Consider the following 15,614-nt stretch of genomic DNA (forward strand, 5'->3'; position numbering starts at 1 on the left):
TATTAGTATTATATTACTTACAATTGGCTTTTCATTCGAAGCAAATTGCCAGGTAGTGCTACCACAAAGTTCTTCTAAATACCAGGTTGCTTTCCAGGTTTTTGATCGCTTAACTTATGCTTTTGCCAATAACCGCCCTAAACCCGAATTAGAAATTATTGCTCGTAGCCTTAATAAAGACAAAGTAATTGCTTTGTACAAACCCGGTAACCAACCCATTATCCAGTTAGACGAAGAGGCGTATGATTTATGCACGAAGCTAGGCAAAGATTCGCTCAATGCCTTGGCTGTTTTATTAAGTCATGAATTGGCCCACCATTACGAAAAACACGATTGGTTTTACACATTTGGAATTGGTCCGAACAATACCAAAGTTTCTAAAGAATTAATAAACCGCTTTGAATCGGAAGCCGATTTTTACGGGTGTTTCTACGGCGAACTATCTGGTTATGCTACCGGACGAGTGTTTCCCCGCGTTTTAGATTTGCTGTATGAACATTTTAATCTTTCTGATCGCTTGGAAGGTTACCCAACGAAAGAAGCCCGAAAAGCTGTTTATAACAAAATGCAAAAAGAGGCTTTACAAATGGTTGCCGTTTTTAAAGCCGGGTTATTTCTGTACCTGGTTCAGGAATACGGATCGGCCGCTACTTGTTTTGATTATTTAGTAAATCGTTTTCCTAGCCGGGAAATTTTAAACAACCTGGCTGCTGCTAAGCTCCAGCAAGCATTATTATATTTCTCTGACTCTGAACATTCTAACTTTGTGTATCCGGTTGAATTGGATCCGCAAAGCAGGATTGCCTCCCCGCAACGTGAATTTTTAGATGAAAATAGCGAAAAGCAGTATCTGGAATTATTGAGTGATGCACGCAAGTACGCCGAGAAAGCAAAAAGCATTGACCCTCAGTATTTCCCGTCGTATATTAACTTAGCCTGCATTTATTCTTTACAAGGAAACCAGGCAGCTGCCATAGGTATAATTAATGAAATAAATCCCGCTCGCCTCCCAGCAGATGCTTATACTATTCGGGCTATTGCTTATTACAAAGACAATCAATTAAACAAAGCAGAAAAAGATTTTGAAGCGGCCCAAGCCAAAAATGCTTATATGGCTAAATATAATTTAGACTTATATAACAAATTAGATGAGTCTTTAACTGCAAGTTTAACTGTTTGGATCAGAGATTGGTTCAAGGATGAAGAAGTGGCAAATAATTCGGCAAACTTCACGCGGAATCAGCCGGAACAAATAGACGGAGAACGGGCTATTGTTGCCTTGCCCGCTCAAGCCCCACAGATAAAAATTAGTAGAAACCCTAACCTTACCCTACAGTGGAACGAACACCTCGACCATTTTGAATTAGCTATCCAGTCAACCACCCGAAACTACCTGGTTCGTTTTACCCAGGATAACTACTTTAAACAAACCGTCCGAAAAATAAAGCGGGGCACTCCTGCTTCTACGGTAGTAGACAAATACGGAGAACCTGGCTATACCTTTCCGGGTGCTACTGGTGCGTATTGGGTTTATCCGAAAGATAAAATAGCATTTATGTTCGATAAAAACAGCCGGATAACTAATTGGGTTATTTATACCCGCAGTTTATGAAATAAATTAATGATTCATCAAATTGTTTAAAAATCAAATTGCCTGAAAAAGAAGAAGAAGTACAATTTTAAGTTCATAGATTATTCTGTCTTAAACCAACTCTTACTGTCTTAAACTACTAGCATTTAAAATTTACTTTTTCTGTAAAGTACTGGGTAACAAACGCTAAACACTCCGGATTTATAATTAAATATAGTTAATTCACGCTCTTTAATGCATTTTATATAAAGGCTTAATATAAAAGCTTACTAAAATTTATCAGAATAAAATGCGAACAAGTAAACAAGATAACACAATCCGAAAGAGCGCTGATTAAGCACTATAAAAAGAAGGACTAAATGCTTTTACCCGGCAGAAAATAGAATAATTCTAAATTAAATGAATAACCCAGGATACAGTAGAAGTGAATAACAATATACTTTTTTAAAGATAAAACTTTACTTATTTTGGTCAGAATGAAACATCCTGATCAGAAATATATTGAAGCTTTATTAAAGAACGACAGAATCTTGCTGGATGAGTTATATAGTAAGTTTTCGGGTAAAATTAAAAGAATGATTCTACGTAATAGTGGAACGGAGGCAGATGCAGCCGATGTCTTTAATGATGCTTTATTATCTTTATACTATAAAGCCAGCAATCAAAACTTTGAATTAACGTGTCCCTTAGATGCTTTTCTATATCTTATTTGTAAAAACAAGTGGATTAATGAATTAAATAAGAAAAAAAATAAACATTTAGTTGTTATAATAGATGATGGCGAGATTGACTTAGGAGAAGATAGTTTTAAGCTTGCGGAAGACTATATTTTACAAGAGCAGCGGCATATTTTACTATTAGAAAAGGTGGCTGAATTAGGCGATGCTTGTAAGCAGTTACTGCATTTGAGCTGGAGTGGTAAATCGATGGAAGAAGTAGCACAAATTCTACGGGTTAGTTATGGCTTTGCGCGTAAAAAGAAGTCAGGGTGCATCGCCAAATTAATTGCATTAATGAAACAATCTTCACAGTTTAACTCCTTAAAATGGTAAAATAATGGATGATTACTATGAGAAAATAGCAGATTACCTCGATGGAGAAATGAGTGAGGAAGAAAAAGTGCGTTTTATAGAGGCTTTAGCTTCTGATAAAGAACTCGCGCTTGCTTTTAAGGTGTACCGTACCATTGAGGAAGAGATGCCGTTATTGGAAAAAAGTAAAGTTCAGAACGAAGCTTTAAAAAGTACCTTGCAATCGTTAAACAAGCAGTATTTTGAATTAGAAACACCTCAACCGGCTAAAGTAATTCCTCTTTACGCAGGCAAAGTTTTTAAAATACTAGCTACAATAGCAGCTAGTATTGCTCTAGTATTAATTACTTATTTCGGCTTTTTCCAACCTAAAAATAATATTCAAGTTTTGGCAAATTCTTACTTTAAAGAGAATTTGCAGCACCTGAATCAAACTAAAAGTGATCCCGCGGATACTCTTCAGTTTGGCATAGCCGGTAAAATAAAGAAAAGAAACACCGCTCAGGACAGTCTGCAGTTAGGGATCAGTGCCTACAACAATCAAGATTATAACAAAGCTTTAAAGTTTTTTCAGAAAATCTACAAAAATCACCCTGAGTTAAGTGAGGCTGAAAAATATAGCGGCTTTATTTTCCTGGCAACTAAAGAATATGATAAAGCTTTGCAGGCATTTGAGAATCTGGCTAATATTAAAAATACCCCTAACAATCCCGGCCTTTTCTTACAAGCTCTAACTTACATGCAACGAAATCAGGTAAGTGATAAACAAAAGGCAAAGCAGCTATTAGAACAAGTAGTAAATAATCAAGCAGAAGGATACAAAGAAGCAGAGCAATGGTTGAAAAAGTTTTAAAGACTGCCACAAAACAAACTCTAAACGCTGCTTACCAGATAAAAGATAAACGAAGCTAAAAAACTCGGCTATCCTTTTTGCTTACTGAATTGTTATGAAAAGTGAATGAATTAAATAAACCCATTTAAAAATTACTTTTTTGGGGTTCATTTAGAAAATTTAAGAAAAAGAACGTCTTGAAGCTACCTTTTTCTTAGGTCTGCAAGATAATTATCTAGGTTATGTGGCTGATAATGGTAATGGAGGAACCATTTAGTAAACACCCGCCATCTTTAGAAGCTACAATAGTTGTAAATGTATCATCTAAATTACCCCAAATGTTCTACCTCAAACTTTATTCTGAACCTAGACGAAAAAAGTAAGTGACAGCTAAAAAAGAAACCAAACAACCCGCCACCACGCAGGTCTTAAAGGAGTAAAGATTTTAAAAGTAATTAGCGAAAGTAGAATTGTTTTTATAAGCGTAAGGGTAAAAATGAAATCGATAGTAATTAGCATCCAGATCAGAACCCAACCTGACACGAATACCATTAAGCCGGGCCGCCGTAAAAAGAATTTACAATAAGCTGTCAGACAAATTACTTTTCTCAGAAACAAAGCAGCTAAATAACCAAAGAATATTCTACGAAATATAAGATTAAGCTAATTTTACTTTAAATATTTAGTAAACCATTTAAGGAAAAAATAATTTTTTTAATCGCATTCTAATCTTTTAATTTATTGAATAATAGTAAATTACTGCGCAATACTATTGAGATACAAGAATTACTAAGAAATAGTAAATACAGCTTCTACAAACATTAACATAAATTGGCTTTTTATTTGCCATAACAAATATTAGCTTAATTTAATATTTACTAAGAAAAATTACTTTTATGAAGCAACTTTTTCTCCTTTTTACCATTTCAGCTCAAAGGACAACTCCGCTTACTTCGATAGAAAACCATTCTATTTCGATAAAACCAATTGTTAAAAAACAGCACGCCTCTACTAGCTACACCTGGGAAGAAGGAAGTGCGTTTACCTGCCAATATCTGGAGAGTAGCACAGAACAACAGCCGTATTTGCATACGATTTCGGCGGTTAGTAAAACGGTGGCAGAGAATAGCTACGATCGTAGATTTTATAAGAACTCTAATTAAGGAATTAAGGATGCCTATTATTATTTCTCTTCCCCAGATTCCTTTAGTTGTTTCGGCTTTGCTGGTCTTATTCTTGATTGTCCGGCAAGTAATATCCAGTTGGCAAATTGTTCATTCTACTTTCCAGGAAGCGGGAAATCTGACTCAGGAACTTCGGCAAATTAATCGTAAATCTTCCCAGGAACTCCAGGAAATTAACTTGTCCTTGCACAATTTAAACGTTAAACCTATAATAGTAAATTTAGAATACGATTAAGTCTTTTCTTTCGGAATTACGCGCACCCAATCTTTCAAGAGTTATAGTTGAGGTCTATAAGGCACGGTTGAAAAAGAATAACAGGAAAGGTGTTACTAAATGCTTACTGGTGACAACTGGTGCAAACGCGATTTACTTGTTCTCCTTGATAATGTTTTTCAAAGAACTCATCGCACCAGAGGCAAATATTCTTTAGTTCAGCTGTCCGAGCTTTGGCATGTGCTTCCGTAATACCGATACTTTCTCCCATACCCAGCGGATTTCCCTCGTTTATTTTCTGCCAGATTTCGGATTTAGAAACCCGCTGCAAAACATCCGCTACTTTCTCGGTGCGGGCATCCCCTAGAGGAATTTTAGTACCGGGGCAGCAAGGATTAATTTTCCAAAGCTGAATGGATATTTCCTGCGGAATATCCGGGGCACCGGTTAAAAAGCCTTTGCCGCCGGAGAGAATAGCACAAAAATTATGATCCGGATCTTCTTTCCAAAGGCCTTTTTGGAAGGCCCGCCCGCGCGCCCAGTTTCCTCCCAGCCACATATCAATAGTCGCTCCCCAATAACCCCAACTAGCTTTATGTTGCGTGAGGTAGGTATCCTTGCTAACCAAGGGGTCGTGGTCATCACCATTTACTCCCCGACTGGCAAAAATATCGGCCAGCTCCATCAAACGACCACCCGCGTGTTTATGATAACGGTCAATACTGGCTATATCGAAGCGGGTAACCCCTTTTTCCAGTAAAGTATCCAAAATTTGTTCATTAAGCAGATCTCCGTTGGTTTGCAGCATAATTTGGACACGGCCCTGATAACGCTCTTGCAGGCGATCTAAAATTTGGTAGAGCAGTTTTTTATCAGCCAGGGGTTCGCCTCCGGAAAGAATCAAGCGGTCCATGTGGTTCGGCAAATTTTGAATGATCGCCATGCATTCCGCTTCCGAAATGCGTTCGCCTCTAGGTCCGGAATTATTATAACAATGGTCACATTCGTCGTTACACAATTGGGTGAAAACCCAGTACACAGATTCGATATGGTTAAAATCTTTCGTCATGATTACTAAATATTGTTTTGTTCCAGAGCCTGCCAAAAGGCTAGTTCCTCCCGAACACCCGTTGCCGGATCATCCATAAAAGAGGCTTTGGAAGCATACATTTGAAACTTACCGGCCGCCATATACGCCCATCTATCACCAACCAGTAAAGCTTCTTTTACATCATGCGTTACAAACAAAGCCGTGATGTTAAATTTTTTAGCTAGTCGTAAAAACAAAGTTTGCATGGTAGCACGGGTCTGGGCGTCGAGGTTACCAAAGGGCTCATCCAACAACAAAACCCGGGGTAAAAATATAATGGCTCGTCCAAAAGAAACCCGTTGGCGCTGACCACCGGAAAGCTGATGCGGCATTTTCGGAGCGTGTTCCTGTAGTTCCAATTCCTCCAACATACGCGACACCTTTTGCTGCACAGCAACTTCAGTTTCTTTACGAACACGCAAACCGTAGGCAAGGTTCTCAAAAACCGAGAGGTGCGGAAACAAAAGCGGTTCCTGAAATAGGTACACCATTTCCCGGTTCTGAACGGGTACGGCGTCCATGTTTTGTTCGGCCCAACTTATGGTACCTGCTTCGGCCGGGAGCAAACCCGCCATAACTTTAAGCAAAGTGGTTTTGCCGCAACCGGAGCGTCCCAGTACCGCTAGAATTTGTCCTGGGGCTAGCTCCAGCGAAACCTGGTCCAACACCGGATGATTAGCATACGTTTTAAATAGATTGTTTACTTGCAGCATTACATTCCTTTAAAAACAAATTTTTTATTAAACCATAATAAAATGGCGGGTGGCACCATAATGAGCAAGGAAGCCAAAGCGGCATAAAAAATATTGGCTTCGTTCACGTATTTAAATACCAATATGGTAAGGGTTTTAATTTTACCTAAACCAATAAATTGGGTCAGACCATATTCAAACCAGGAAATCAGGAAAGTCTGGAAAAAGCACATGAGCAGCAGCGGTTTGGCCAATGGCAGCAGGATATGCCGTAAAGTATAGCCCGCTGAAGCGCCTAAGGTAAGAGATTGTTGTTCGAGTTGCAGCACCTGGTTGTTCCAGAAGCTTTGGAACAAAATAACTGCGTACGGAAAAGCCAGCATGAGCTGCCCTAATAATACGCCAATGACTTTGCCGCTCAAGTTAGTGAATAGAAAGAAGCGTTGTACCAGTATGGCCAGCACCACAGGCGCCAACACAAATGGCCAGTAAGCCAATAGCAACCAACGGTTTTTATGTTTGGCCCACGCAATTTCTTTACTAACCACAAAGCCCATGAGGGTTGATAGTAAGGCAACTCCCACACCCAATACCAGCGAGAGCAACAACCCAACCTGGAGTTCTCCTTGCCTAACCAGTAGTTGCTGCCAGTTATCCAGGGTAAAACGTTGCGGCAAAATATCCGGGTAAAACCATTTTTGACCCAGCGATAAGATTCCGAAGAACACGTAAGGCAGCAGGACAGCTGAAAGGAGAGTTGACAGCAATATTTTTCTAAACATGGCGGCTCACATTTTTAAAAAATAGTAAAAGCAAGAGCAGCACCAAGCCAGTAAAAGCTACACTAATGGCATACCCCTGCGGAATATCGAGCAGGTTAAAACGCTGAAATTTTTGTACGGCCAACACGGCTACCATTTGGTGCTGCTGACTGCCGATGAGCAAGGGTATTTCGTAAGAGCCCAGAATAAAAATAAAATAAAGCATTAGGTTTGGGGCGGCGGTTTTTAAAAGGATGGGGAACGCCACATGCCGGAGAAAGTAAAATTTTTCTGCTCCCAGGTTTTCGGAAACCGCTTTTAGTAAATGGAGTTCCTGCTCCTGGTAAATAGCATGAAATAACAGCGTTAAAAAAGGCACTTCCATGCATACATGCGCCAGAATAATTCCAAAACCCCAGGAGTCATGAACCAGGCTAGGGAAATTCTGTAAGTCTATTAACCATCCTGCTTGATAAACTATCCGGGACAGCAATCCGGATTTAGTAAGTAGTTCAAAGATTAAGAAACCCATGATCATGGCCGGAATGGTTAAGGGCAGGAACAATAAATAGCTGAGTGCGCCCCGATGCAGACTTTTTTTAAAATATAAAGCTAAAAACAAGGCCAAAACAGTTGCCAAACTACTAGCTACCAATGCAATGTAAATACTGTAAGCCAAAGAATCCAACAAAGCACTGCTGCTCAATACCTGGTGCCAATGTTCAAGGGTAAAACCAGTAGACAGCACACCGGTTAAGCCGAAGCTATTGGCTAAGCCATAAACTAAACCTCCAGCAACGGGTAGCACGGCCAGCAACAAAAACAAGAAGCGCCAATACAAACCAGTGGTTTTCTTAGTTCTGCTCAATAACCTTAGTTCTGAAATCATCATACAAACGGATCATGTATTCGGGAGCCAATTCTTCGAAAGCCCGGTGTTGTATTTTGGAACGATCCGGGGCTTGCCGGCGGGCGGAGATATTTTTAAATTTTTGTTGCCATTCATCGGGTAGTTTGGAGAATGCGAGGATAGTACCATCGCCCCAAACGGCTGGACTGGCCTTCTGGTACTGCGCCTCCGGCGACTGCAGAAAGTTAATCACCACGAGCGCACCAGGTACATTAGCCGCTTTTTTCATAATACCCAGATAGTGGGAGTTTTGAATAGTGCCCGGCTCGGGAACGTAGGCCCGGGATTCCGGCGGAAAAACACCTTGTAAAATTTTGTTGTCTACCTCAGCATCATTATTACTAAAAGTAAAATTTACTTCTCCGTTGGCGTAAAGCTGGTGCAGTTGCGCGAGCGTAGCAGGAAAAGTCTGCCCTTGTTTCCAGAAATACGGTTTGAGGCGGTTCAGCTTTTGCCATAGCTGTTGGCTGTACTTAGTATACTTGGCGGCACTAAATGATCCGGCTAGTTCTTCTTTACCGGCTAAGGCTATCATCCAGGATTTTAATAACGTCATGCCGGTAAACTCATTGGGAATAGTAAAGGTGCCGGGATTATTTTGAATGTAAGTTTCCAAAGCGTTAAACGAAGCGGGCGGCTGCGTTACTTTACCGGAATGGTAAATAAAAGCTAGTTGTACATTTCCCCAAGGCGCTTCCATGCCCTTAACAGGCTGTTGAAAATCGCGGGCAATAAATGAACTTTGCCAGTTCACCAATTGGTTGTTGGGTAACCGTTCGGTAAACGGACCATAAAGTGCATCCAGCTGACGCAGTTGGTAAAAGGTTTCGCCATTAATCCAGATCACGTCGATCTCACTCGTTTTTTTTCCGGTTTCTTTTTCGGCTAAGGCAAAACCCACAATGTCTTTTCCTTGGCCAGAAGAAATGTCGAGCGTGATGTTGTACAGAGCCCGTAATTTTGGCTTAACATAATCCTCCATGTACTTATTAATGAGCGGATCCCCTTGCCACATCATCATTTGTACGGTAGTACCCTTAGCAGCTTGCTCTAGGTTGGGCCAACTTTCCTCCGCAATATTCAATTGTTTTTGCTGCCTGTTTTCGCTGTTGCAACTGCTCAAAAATAAGGAAAGAAATAAGGCAGTAGTAGTAAAGTATTTAAATTTCATGCGCTTCAAGTAAGGTATTCGTTACCTTTCCCTCCAAAAGAGAAAAATAACCGAATATTAAAAAATGTACCGGAGACCAAATTGTACCTGGCGGGGAGGAGCCGCATTCCGGCGCACCAGCAAACCACTGCTCGCAGGTCCTACCTGAATCTGGTTGCTTTGCGTGGCATTATTGCTGTAGCCGCTCAGGTTTTCGGCGTTGAACAAATTAAACACATCCGCCCGAATTTCCAGTCCGTTTTTGCCAGTGGTACCAAAAGGCACAAAATATTGCACGCTGGCATCGAAAGTGTTGGACCATGGCAACCGATCAGAATTGCGTTCTTCGCCTGGGTAACGATCGGAGTTACCAACGTAGGCATCCCCAAAGGCGGAGCCATCCCCGTTTAAATCATTTGTAAATGTTGGGTTGCCGGCAGCATTCATAAGAGAATTGCCCCGGCTATCTACCACTCTGTACTGGGTAGCATCCGGAATACGATTAATAGGCTGGCCACTTTGCAGTAAGGCCGCCAAGGTTAGTGTTAAGTTGGAAATTGGATAGTAATTATAAATAGCATTAATCACATGGCGCCGGTCGTTAATGCTCGGTCCCCATTCCGCCTGAAAGTTGTTGGCATCCATGGCCCGGAAATTAATATCCTCGGTATTGTTTTCCAGGAATGACAAAGTGTAGATTAAACGGTAGGAGAACTTATCATCTGCTTTATCTTTCTGCAAGTTAAAACTGGCGGCGTAGTAGTTGCTTTTACCTTCTGATTCCGTCATTACCAAACTGCGCGCCACACCTTCTACCCGGTTGCCATTAATTAATGCATAGTTACCGTAGATCGGAAGAGCCCGGGTAGAATCGGCCCAGGCACTGCTGCGGGCAATACCGTTTTGCTGGCTGCGGTTGTAGTCCCAGGCTGCCGGGGCGTTCAAATTAACAGTCCGGAACAGGCTACGTCCCTGATTATATACCAGATCCACGTAAAAGAGCTTATTAGGTGCTACCTGCAATTGGTAACCTAAGGAAAATTGCCGTGTAAAGGGGTTATCATAACCATTCGGATTTAAGATTCGCCGTTCGTTGCTGAACAGATTACGTTGATCGGAAAAATTTTCAGCCGGTGGACCTTGCAGGTAAGCAAAAGGTAAACCGGCATTATTGCTTTGCCCTACCGTAAGATTACCGTTAAAGGTAACCCGGTCTACGTCCGTATCGGCGGGTAACAGTCCTTGCGCTACATAGTAGGCAATCTGTTGTTTAAAATCAGGTGAATTGTTGTTTTGTTGCAAGGCATCACTGTAGATAGTGTACAGGATTTTATCGTAGAATAAGCCAAAACCACCCCGAATGGTGCTGTTGGGCGTAAGTTGGTAATTAAAACTCAAGCGGGGAGCCAGGTTATTAAAGTCCCCTTTGGCGTTACCGCCCCGGGAAAGATTATCATAGTCGTAGCGAAGGCCCAGGTTCAGATTCAGCCGCTCGGTTGCCTGCACCTGGTCTTCCAGGTAAGCACTAAAGATATTCTGCCGTTTACCGAAAGAAGCGGGGCGTAATTCAACGGAGTAGTTGGTTACCAAAGCATCCGCGGGTATATCCGTCACGCTTAATGCAGAGCCCCGGTTCGCCGTCCGCAAATTATCTAATTGGGGTTGGGTGAGTTGCACCCGGTAGCTGCCGTTTGGATTACCCCCGCCATAAAGCGCTTGATCCGTGCTCAATATTTCGGCTCCGGCTTTAAAACTATGGCTGCCCACAGACCAGGATGCTTTCTGCTGAGCTTGTAATGTATGCTGGATACTCTCAAAAGCATAACCCGGATGCCCCAGCACGGCCACTGTTTCGCCGGTTGGTCCGGTTATGGTTACATCTGGACTGGTAGGATTATCTGGTGCGGCATAATCCCAACGAAAACGGGCGTACTGCACATTCGTAGTTAAAGTAAGATTGCCGGAGGTATACACATTCGTGCTGGCTAAATTCAGCGTATTACGCACCTGGTCGCTCGCCGAAGATGGAAAATTCAACCCACCTGTTAAACCACCGGCCTGGCGACCAATGCCCACAATACCCGTATTTACGCGGAACGTGGAGTGAAAACGGTCGTTCCAGTAATGATCTAATTTACCGGAAACATAATTGAAGTAATTTTTACCCCGGATGGTTTCATTCACACCTAAAGCCGGGCTGCTCAAAATATTATCTTTTAAATCGGTGGTGTGCTCATAATTGAGGTAATAAAAAGTTTTTCCTTTTACAATAGCGCCACCTACACCAAAGCCCCCCTGATACCGCTGAAAACCATCTTTCACTTGATTTCCCGAAAGGTCGCGCTGCGCGTATGGCGAGGAAGCATCCAGAAAGCCAGGCCGGGTTAGGAAAAAGGCCTCGCCTTGTAGTTCGTTGCTGCCCGATTTAGATGTTACGTTGATGATGCCATTGCCCGTATTTCCAAATTCCGCTGAGTAGTTGTTGGTAAGCACCGATACGTTTTGAACGAACCCAATTGGAACACTAAAGCGGGAGCCACCCAAAAATTGCTCGTTATTATCCAGCCCGTCAATCAAATAATTATTAAAAAGGGGATTAGCCCCGTTAATACTCACATTGGGCGCTTCCGGGAAAAAACCCGTGGCTTGCGTAACATTGGGCAACCGAAATAGCATCCGGGAAAGATCCCGGCCTTCTACCGGCAACTCGCGAATTTCGGCAATGCGCATTTCCGAAGATACCTCGGCATTGTACCGGTTAATGCGGGTAGTATTATCCGGATACACCGTAACACCCGCTAAAACCCGTTCTTGCTTTAATGGGAGTACTAGGGTTACGGTGCGGTTAAAGTTAGAGCGCAGACTTACTGGTTCGGAAGAAACAGCACTATACGTCTCGTTTTCGGTAAAAAGTATAATATAGGTACCGGCGGTGCTGAGGCCCGAGAAGGTAACAGAGCCTTTGCTGTTGGTGCTTTTGGTTGCGCTGAAGCTAATAGCCTCGCTGGTTATGGTTAAGGATACCCCCGGTACGGGTTCCAGTTTAGGATTTAGGACAGTAACTTCAATAGCGCCCTGCGCCCAAGCAGCGGCCATGGGTATAAAATACCCGAACAAGAGTAAAAGTTTTCTCACGTTGATAGAATAAATTAGTTGAACAAAGGAATAAAGCCAGAAGCTACATTCCCCTGGGTGGCGCCCGTAAGCCTGGGGTTGATATTCGGGCGGCAACTAACAACGGAGTAAAACTTACAGCAGTTGCTTTGCATAATTGAAGCAACGACCGCAAAATTATTAAAAAACGACTTGTGGTACAGGTGTTACTAATAGCAAGAATTGCAGCGGTATTGTCGGCATCGGCCAGGATGGGCTCTAGTATTGTTACCCGGAATAAGGTGGTTTGCCGGCATAACTCTTGAAATACCTGAGCGGTTTGCCAAGGTATGGTAGTAAAATTAAGTTTAAATTGGGTTGGCTGCCGCAGACCAATGAGGTAGACTCCGCCATCCGCCGCCTCACCAAAAACAAAATCCTGGTGCTGCAATTTAGCGGCCGCTAGGCGTAGAAGTCCGGGTGTTAGGCCGGGCGAATCGTTGCCTAAACAAATAACTTGCTCGTAACCAGCATTAACTACTTGCTGAATAGCATGCTGCAGACGTTCGCCAAAGGTTTCTCCTTTTTGTTTGGTTGAATCTATAACGATTAAGGGGAGCCCGGCCTGCTGTACGAGAAGCTTTGTTCGATTAATAAGCTGGCGGATGATGGCTTTGTTTCGGCGGGTACTAGGGGTAAATTTTTTTGCCCGTGCTTCTTCGGTAGAAGTGCGGGTAAAAAGCAAAACAGCCGTATGCGCCCTGGCAGCTTTCAATAGATGTTTTTTAATTTTTTATTATATACCCCAAGTTTAACGTTTTGTTTGCAATTAATAATAAACAGAGCGTTTTAGTTAAATCGTAAAAATCATTAAGGATTCATTTAAATAGATTTAAAAGGTTTCATCTCGAATAACAATAAAAAAGAAATGGCGAAAAACCGGATAGCATTAAGTCTTTCTTGCTTTACCGGTATCTTTAAAAGGCAGCTCAAGAAAGAGTTGCTTTTAAATTAAAAGCTGGGTATGGATATAATTAACATTCGACAAATTAGGTAAACTTCTTCCTGGATAATCATTTTTTAAGTTTTCCGATTCTGCTTATTGGTTTAATTACCTGATTTTTAGATTAGATATAAACTTTATCGCTCTCCTGTTTTCGCTCCAATTAGCTTCACAATTATAATTATTTAATCACCTAAGAAGATACTAAATGAAAGGGCAACTCAAAATACCTGTAAAGTTTTTTAACTTGCCTTCAAAAAGAAGGGGGCAAATACGAAAAGCCCAATAACTAATTTATTAGTACCTGTTATTTGGGTTATATTAAAGTATGGAAAAATTAATTACTGACATTAATAATATTGTTTGGAGTAACGCTTTAATTCTACTTTGTCTGGGTACCGGCATTTATTTCTCCGTTATCACCCGGTTTTTGCAGGTGCGTTATTTACGCGACATGATTCGTTTGCTTTTCAATAATCAATCCTCGCAGAAGGGCGTTAGTTCTTTTCAAGCATTTTCCATTGCCATTGCTGGCCGGGTGGGTACTGGTAATATTGCCGGCGTAGCTACCGCTATTGCCATGGGTGGACCGGGAGCTATTTTTTGGATGTGGGTTATTGCTTTTTTAGGGAGTGCCTCCGCTTTTATAGAAGCAACCCTGGGCCAGATCTATAAAGAGGTTAAAGACGGCCAATACCGGGGGGGACCGGCTTTTTATATCGAAAAAGGTTTGGGGATGAAGTGGTACGCGGTGGTTTTTGCTTTGGCCACCATCGTAAGCATGGTTTTCTTGTTACCTGGGGTGCAAAGCAACAGCATTGCTCTGGGAATAAGAAATGCTTTTGAGGTTCCTCCGGCTATTACAGGCGGGGCAATAACGCTGGTTCTTGCCCTGATTATTTTTGGCGGCGTAAAAAGAATTGGGAAAGTAGCCGAATGGATTGTTCCGTTTATGGCGGGCGCTTATATCTTAATGGCTATTATTATCATCGGGATGAACATCACCCAAATACCTGCCGTTTTAATTTTGATTATACGCTCGGCTTTTGATCTGGAACCGGCTTTTGCCGGAGTATTTGGCATGGCCATCTCGTGGGGAGTAAAAAGGGGTATTTATTCAAATGAAGCTGGCCAGGGAACGGCTCCGCACGCGGCGGCAGCCGCCGAAGTAAGTCACCCGGTAGAACAAGGGCTGGTTCAGGCTTTTTCGGTGTACGTCGATACGTTGTTTGTCTGTACGGCTACAGCTTTTATGATCTTGTTTACTGGGCAATATAACGTGCTTAATCCGGCCGGTGGTTTCCTGGTAGAGCAGGTTCCTGGTATACCCATTGGGTCGGAATATACCCAGCAAGCCGTTAATACCCACTTTCCAGCTTTGGGGGGCGGGTTTGTGGCTATAGCTTTGTTATTGTTTGCTTTTACTACCATTATGGCCTATTACTATATTGCCGAAACAAACTTAAGTTACTTAATGGCGAAAGGCACTCCTAAAGTACTACTGGGGTTATTGCGGGCATTTATTCTGGGGGCTACCTTTTTTGGTTCGATCAAAACCGCTGAATCGGCTTGGGCTTTAGGTGATATTGGAGTAGGCGTTATGGCCTGGCTAAACATCATTGCCATTCTTTTGTTGCAGAAACCAGCATTACGGGCACTCAAAGATTACCAAACCCAGAAAAATGCTGGTTTAAATCCGGAGTTTGATTCCCGGCAATTAAAAATTAAAAATGCCGAAGCGTGGAAAAAGCCAGAGCAACAGCCCGTAGCGAGGTAGCCGTTATAATCAAATTATAACTTCAAAATCCTGTTCTAAGTTAAATTATTCTCTTCTAGAGTTAGTACTATTTCGGGGAAGCTTACACTTATGGAGTCGGTAAATTTGCGGAATGGTAAAGTATATCTTCCGGTTTAATATTTCTGGCAACCGTGATTTAGGCCCAATAAATGGCTCCAATTCTTTGTTATTTCAGCCTTTTACTTCCATAATTTGCTTGATGGCATCAATGGGATCCAGAAGTTCAATGGGATAATGGATTTTCTTTCGTCAAGTTTATGAGTTC

The 15,614-nt window shown here is 42.0% G+C and carries 13 protein-coding genes; 6 read left to right on the plus strand and 7 right to left on the minus strand.

The window, feature by feature from the left end:
- The first annotated feature begins 55 nt into the window (after positions 1-55).
- From HUW48_RS18710 to HUW48_RS18730, 5 genes are all read left to right on the plus strand, one after another.
- Positions 56-1,612 (plus strand): tetratricopeptide repeat protein, encoded by a 1,557-nt coding sequence (locus tag HUW48_RS18710; protein ID WP_182412389.1) that lies wholly within the window; start codon positions 56-58, stop codon positions 1,610-1,612.
- Positions 1,613-2,067: 455 nt separating this feature from the next.
- Entirely contained in the window at positions 2,068-2,643 is a 576-nt protein-coding gene (locus HUW48_RS18715; RefSeq protein ID WP_182412390.1) for an RNA polymerase sigma factor, read from the plus strand.
- 4 nt (positions 2,644-2,647) lie between these two features.
- Positions 2,648-3,475, plus strand: coding sequence for a zf-HC2 domain-containing protein (locus HUW48_RS18720; protein WP_182412391.1), 828 nt, complete (start codon positions 2,648-2,650; stop codon positions 3,473-3,475).
- A gap of 875 nt (positions 3,476-4,350) precedes the next feature.
- Positions 4,351-4,617, plus strand: a complete 267-nt coding sequence (locus tag HUW48_RS18725; protein WP_182412392.1) for a hypothetical protein — start codon at positions 4,351-4,353, stop codon at positions 4,615-4,617.
- A gap of 10 nt (positions 4,618-4,627) precedes the next feature.
- Positions 4,628-4,873 carry a hypothetical protein gene (locus tag HUW48_RS18730; RefSeq protein WP_182412393.1) on the plus strand — a complete coding sequence of 82 codons (246 nt, stop codon included), beginning with the start codon at positions 4,628-4,630 and terminating at the stop codon, positions 4,871-4,873.
- Between the two features lie 103 nt (positions 4,874-4,976).
- Here the strand turns inward: HUW48_RS18730 and HUW48_RS18735 are convergent, their stop codons facing one another.
- Genes HUW48_RS18735 through HUW48_RS18765 form a run of 7 tightly spaced genes read right to left on the minus strand, consistent with a single transcriptional unit; the run spans position 4,977 to position 13,323 of the window.
- Positions 4,977-5,921 carry a radical SAM protein gene (locus HUW48_RS18735; protein WP_182412394.1) on the minus strand — a complete coding sequence of 315 codons (945 nt, stop codon included), beginning with the start codon at positions 5,919-5,921 and terminating at the stop codon, positions 4,977-4,979.
- A gap of 5 nt (positions 5,922-5,926) precedes the next feature.
- Entirely contained in the window at positions 5,927-6,655 is a 729-nt protein-coding gene (locus HUW48_RS18740; protein WP_182412395.1) for an ABC transporter ATP-binding protein, read from the minus strand.
- Positions 6,655-7,416, minus strand: a complete 762-nt coding sequence (locus HUW48_RS18745) for an ABC transporter permease (RefSeq protein WP_182412396.1) — start codon at positions 7,414-7,416, stop codon at positions 6,655-6,657. The genes HUW48_RS18740 and HUW48_RS18745 overlap by 1 nt, the downstream gene beginning before the upstream one ends.
- Positions 7,409-8,263: an ABC transporter permease subunit gene (locus HUW48_RS18750; RefSeq protein WP_182412397.1), complete on the minus strand. Its 855-nt coding sequence runs from the start codon at positions 8,261-8,263 to the stop codon at positions 7,409-7,411. Before HUW48_RS18750 ends, HUW48_RS18745 begins: the two co-directional genes overlap by 8 nt.
- Positions 8,250-9,476 carry an ABC transporter substrate-binding protein gene (locus HUW48_RS18755; protein WP_182412398.1) on the minus strand — a complete coding sequence of 409 codons (1,227 nt, stop codon included), beginning with the start codon at positions 9,474-9,476 and terminating at the stop codon, positions 8,250-8,252. Before HUW48_RS18755 ends, HUW48_RS18750 begins: the two co-directional genes overlap by 14 nt.
- A 57-nt stretch (positions 9,477-9,533) precedes the next feature.
- Positions 9,534-12,590 (minus strand): TonB-dependent receptor, encoded by a 3,057-nt coding sequence (locus HUW48_RS18760; protein WP_246343547.1) that lies wholly within the window; start codon positions 12,588-12,590, stop codon positions 9,534-9,536.
- A gap of 43 nt (positions 12,591-12,633) precedes the next feature.
- The gene (locus tag HUW48_RS18765) at positions 12,634-13,323 is read right to left on the minus strand and encodes a TIGR04282 family arsenosugar biosynthesis glycosyltransferase (RefSeq protein WP_182412399.1); all 690 of its coding nucleotides are present in this window, start codon (positions 13,321-13,323) and stop codon (positions 12,634-12,636) included.
- Between the two features lie 556 nt (positions 13,324-13,879).
- On the opposite strand from HUW48_RS18765, the gene HUW48_RS18770 reads away from it, so the two are divergent.
- Positions 13,880-15,328, plus strand: coding sequence for an alanine/glycine:cation symporter family protein (locus tag HUW48_RS18770; RefSeq protein ID WP_182412400.1), 1,449 nt, complete (start codon positions 13,880-13,882; stop codon positions 15,326-15,328).
- Positions 15,329-15,614 lie beyond the last annotated feature (286 nt).

This window comes from Adhaeribacter radiodurans (assembly GCF_014075995.1).
GTDB lineage: Bacteria > Bacteroidota > Bacteroidia > Cytophagales > Hymenobacteraceae > Adhaeribacter > Adhaeribacter radiodurans.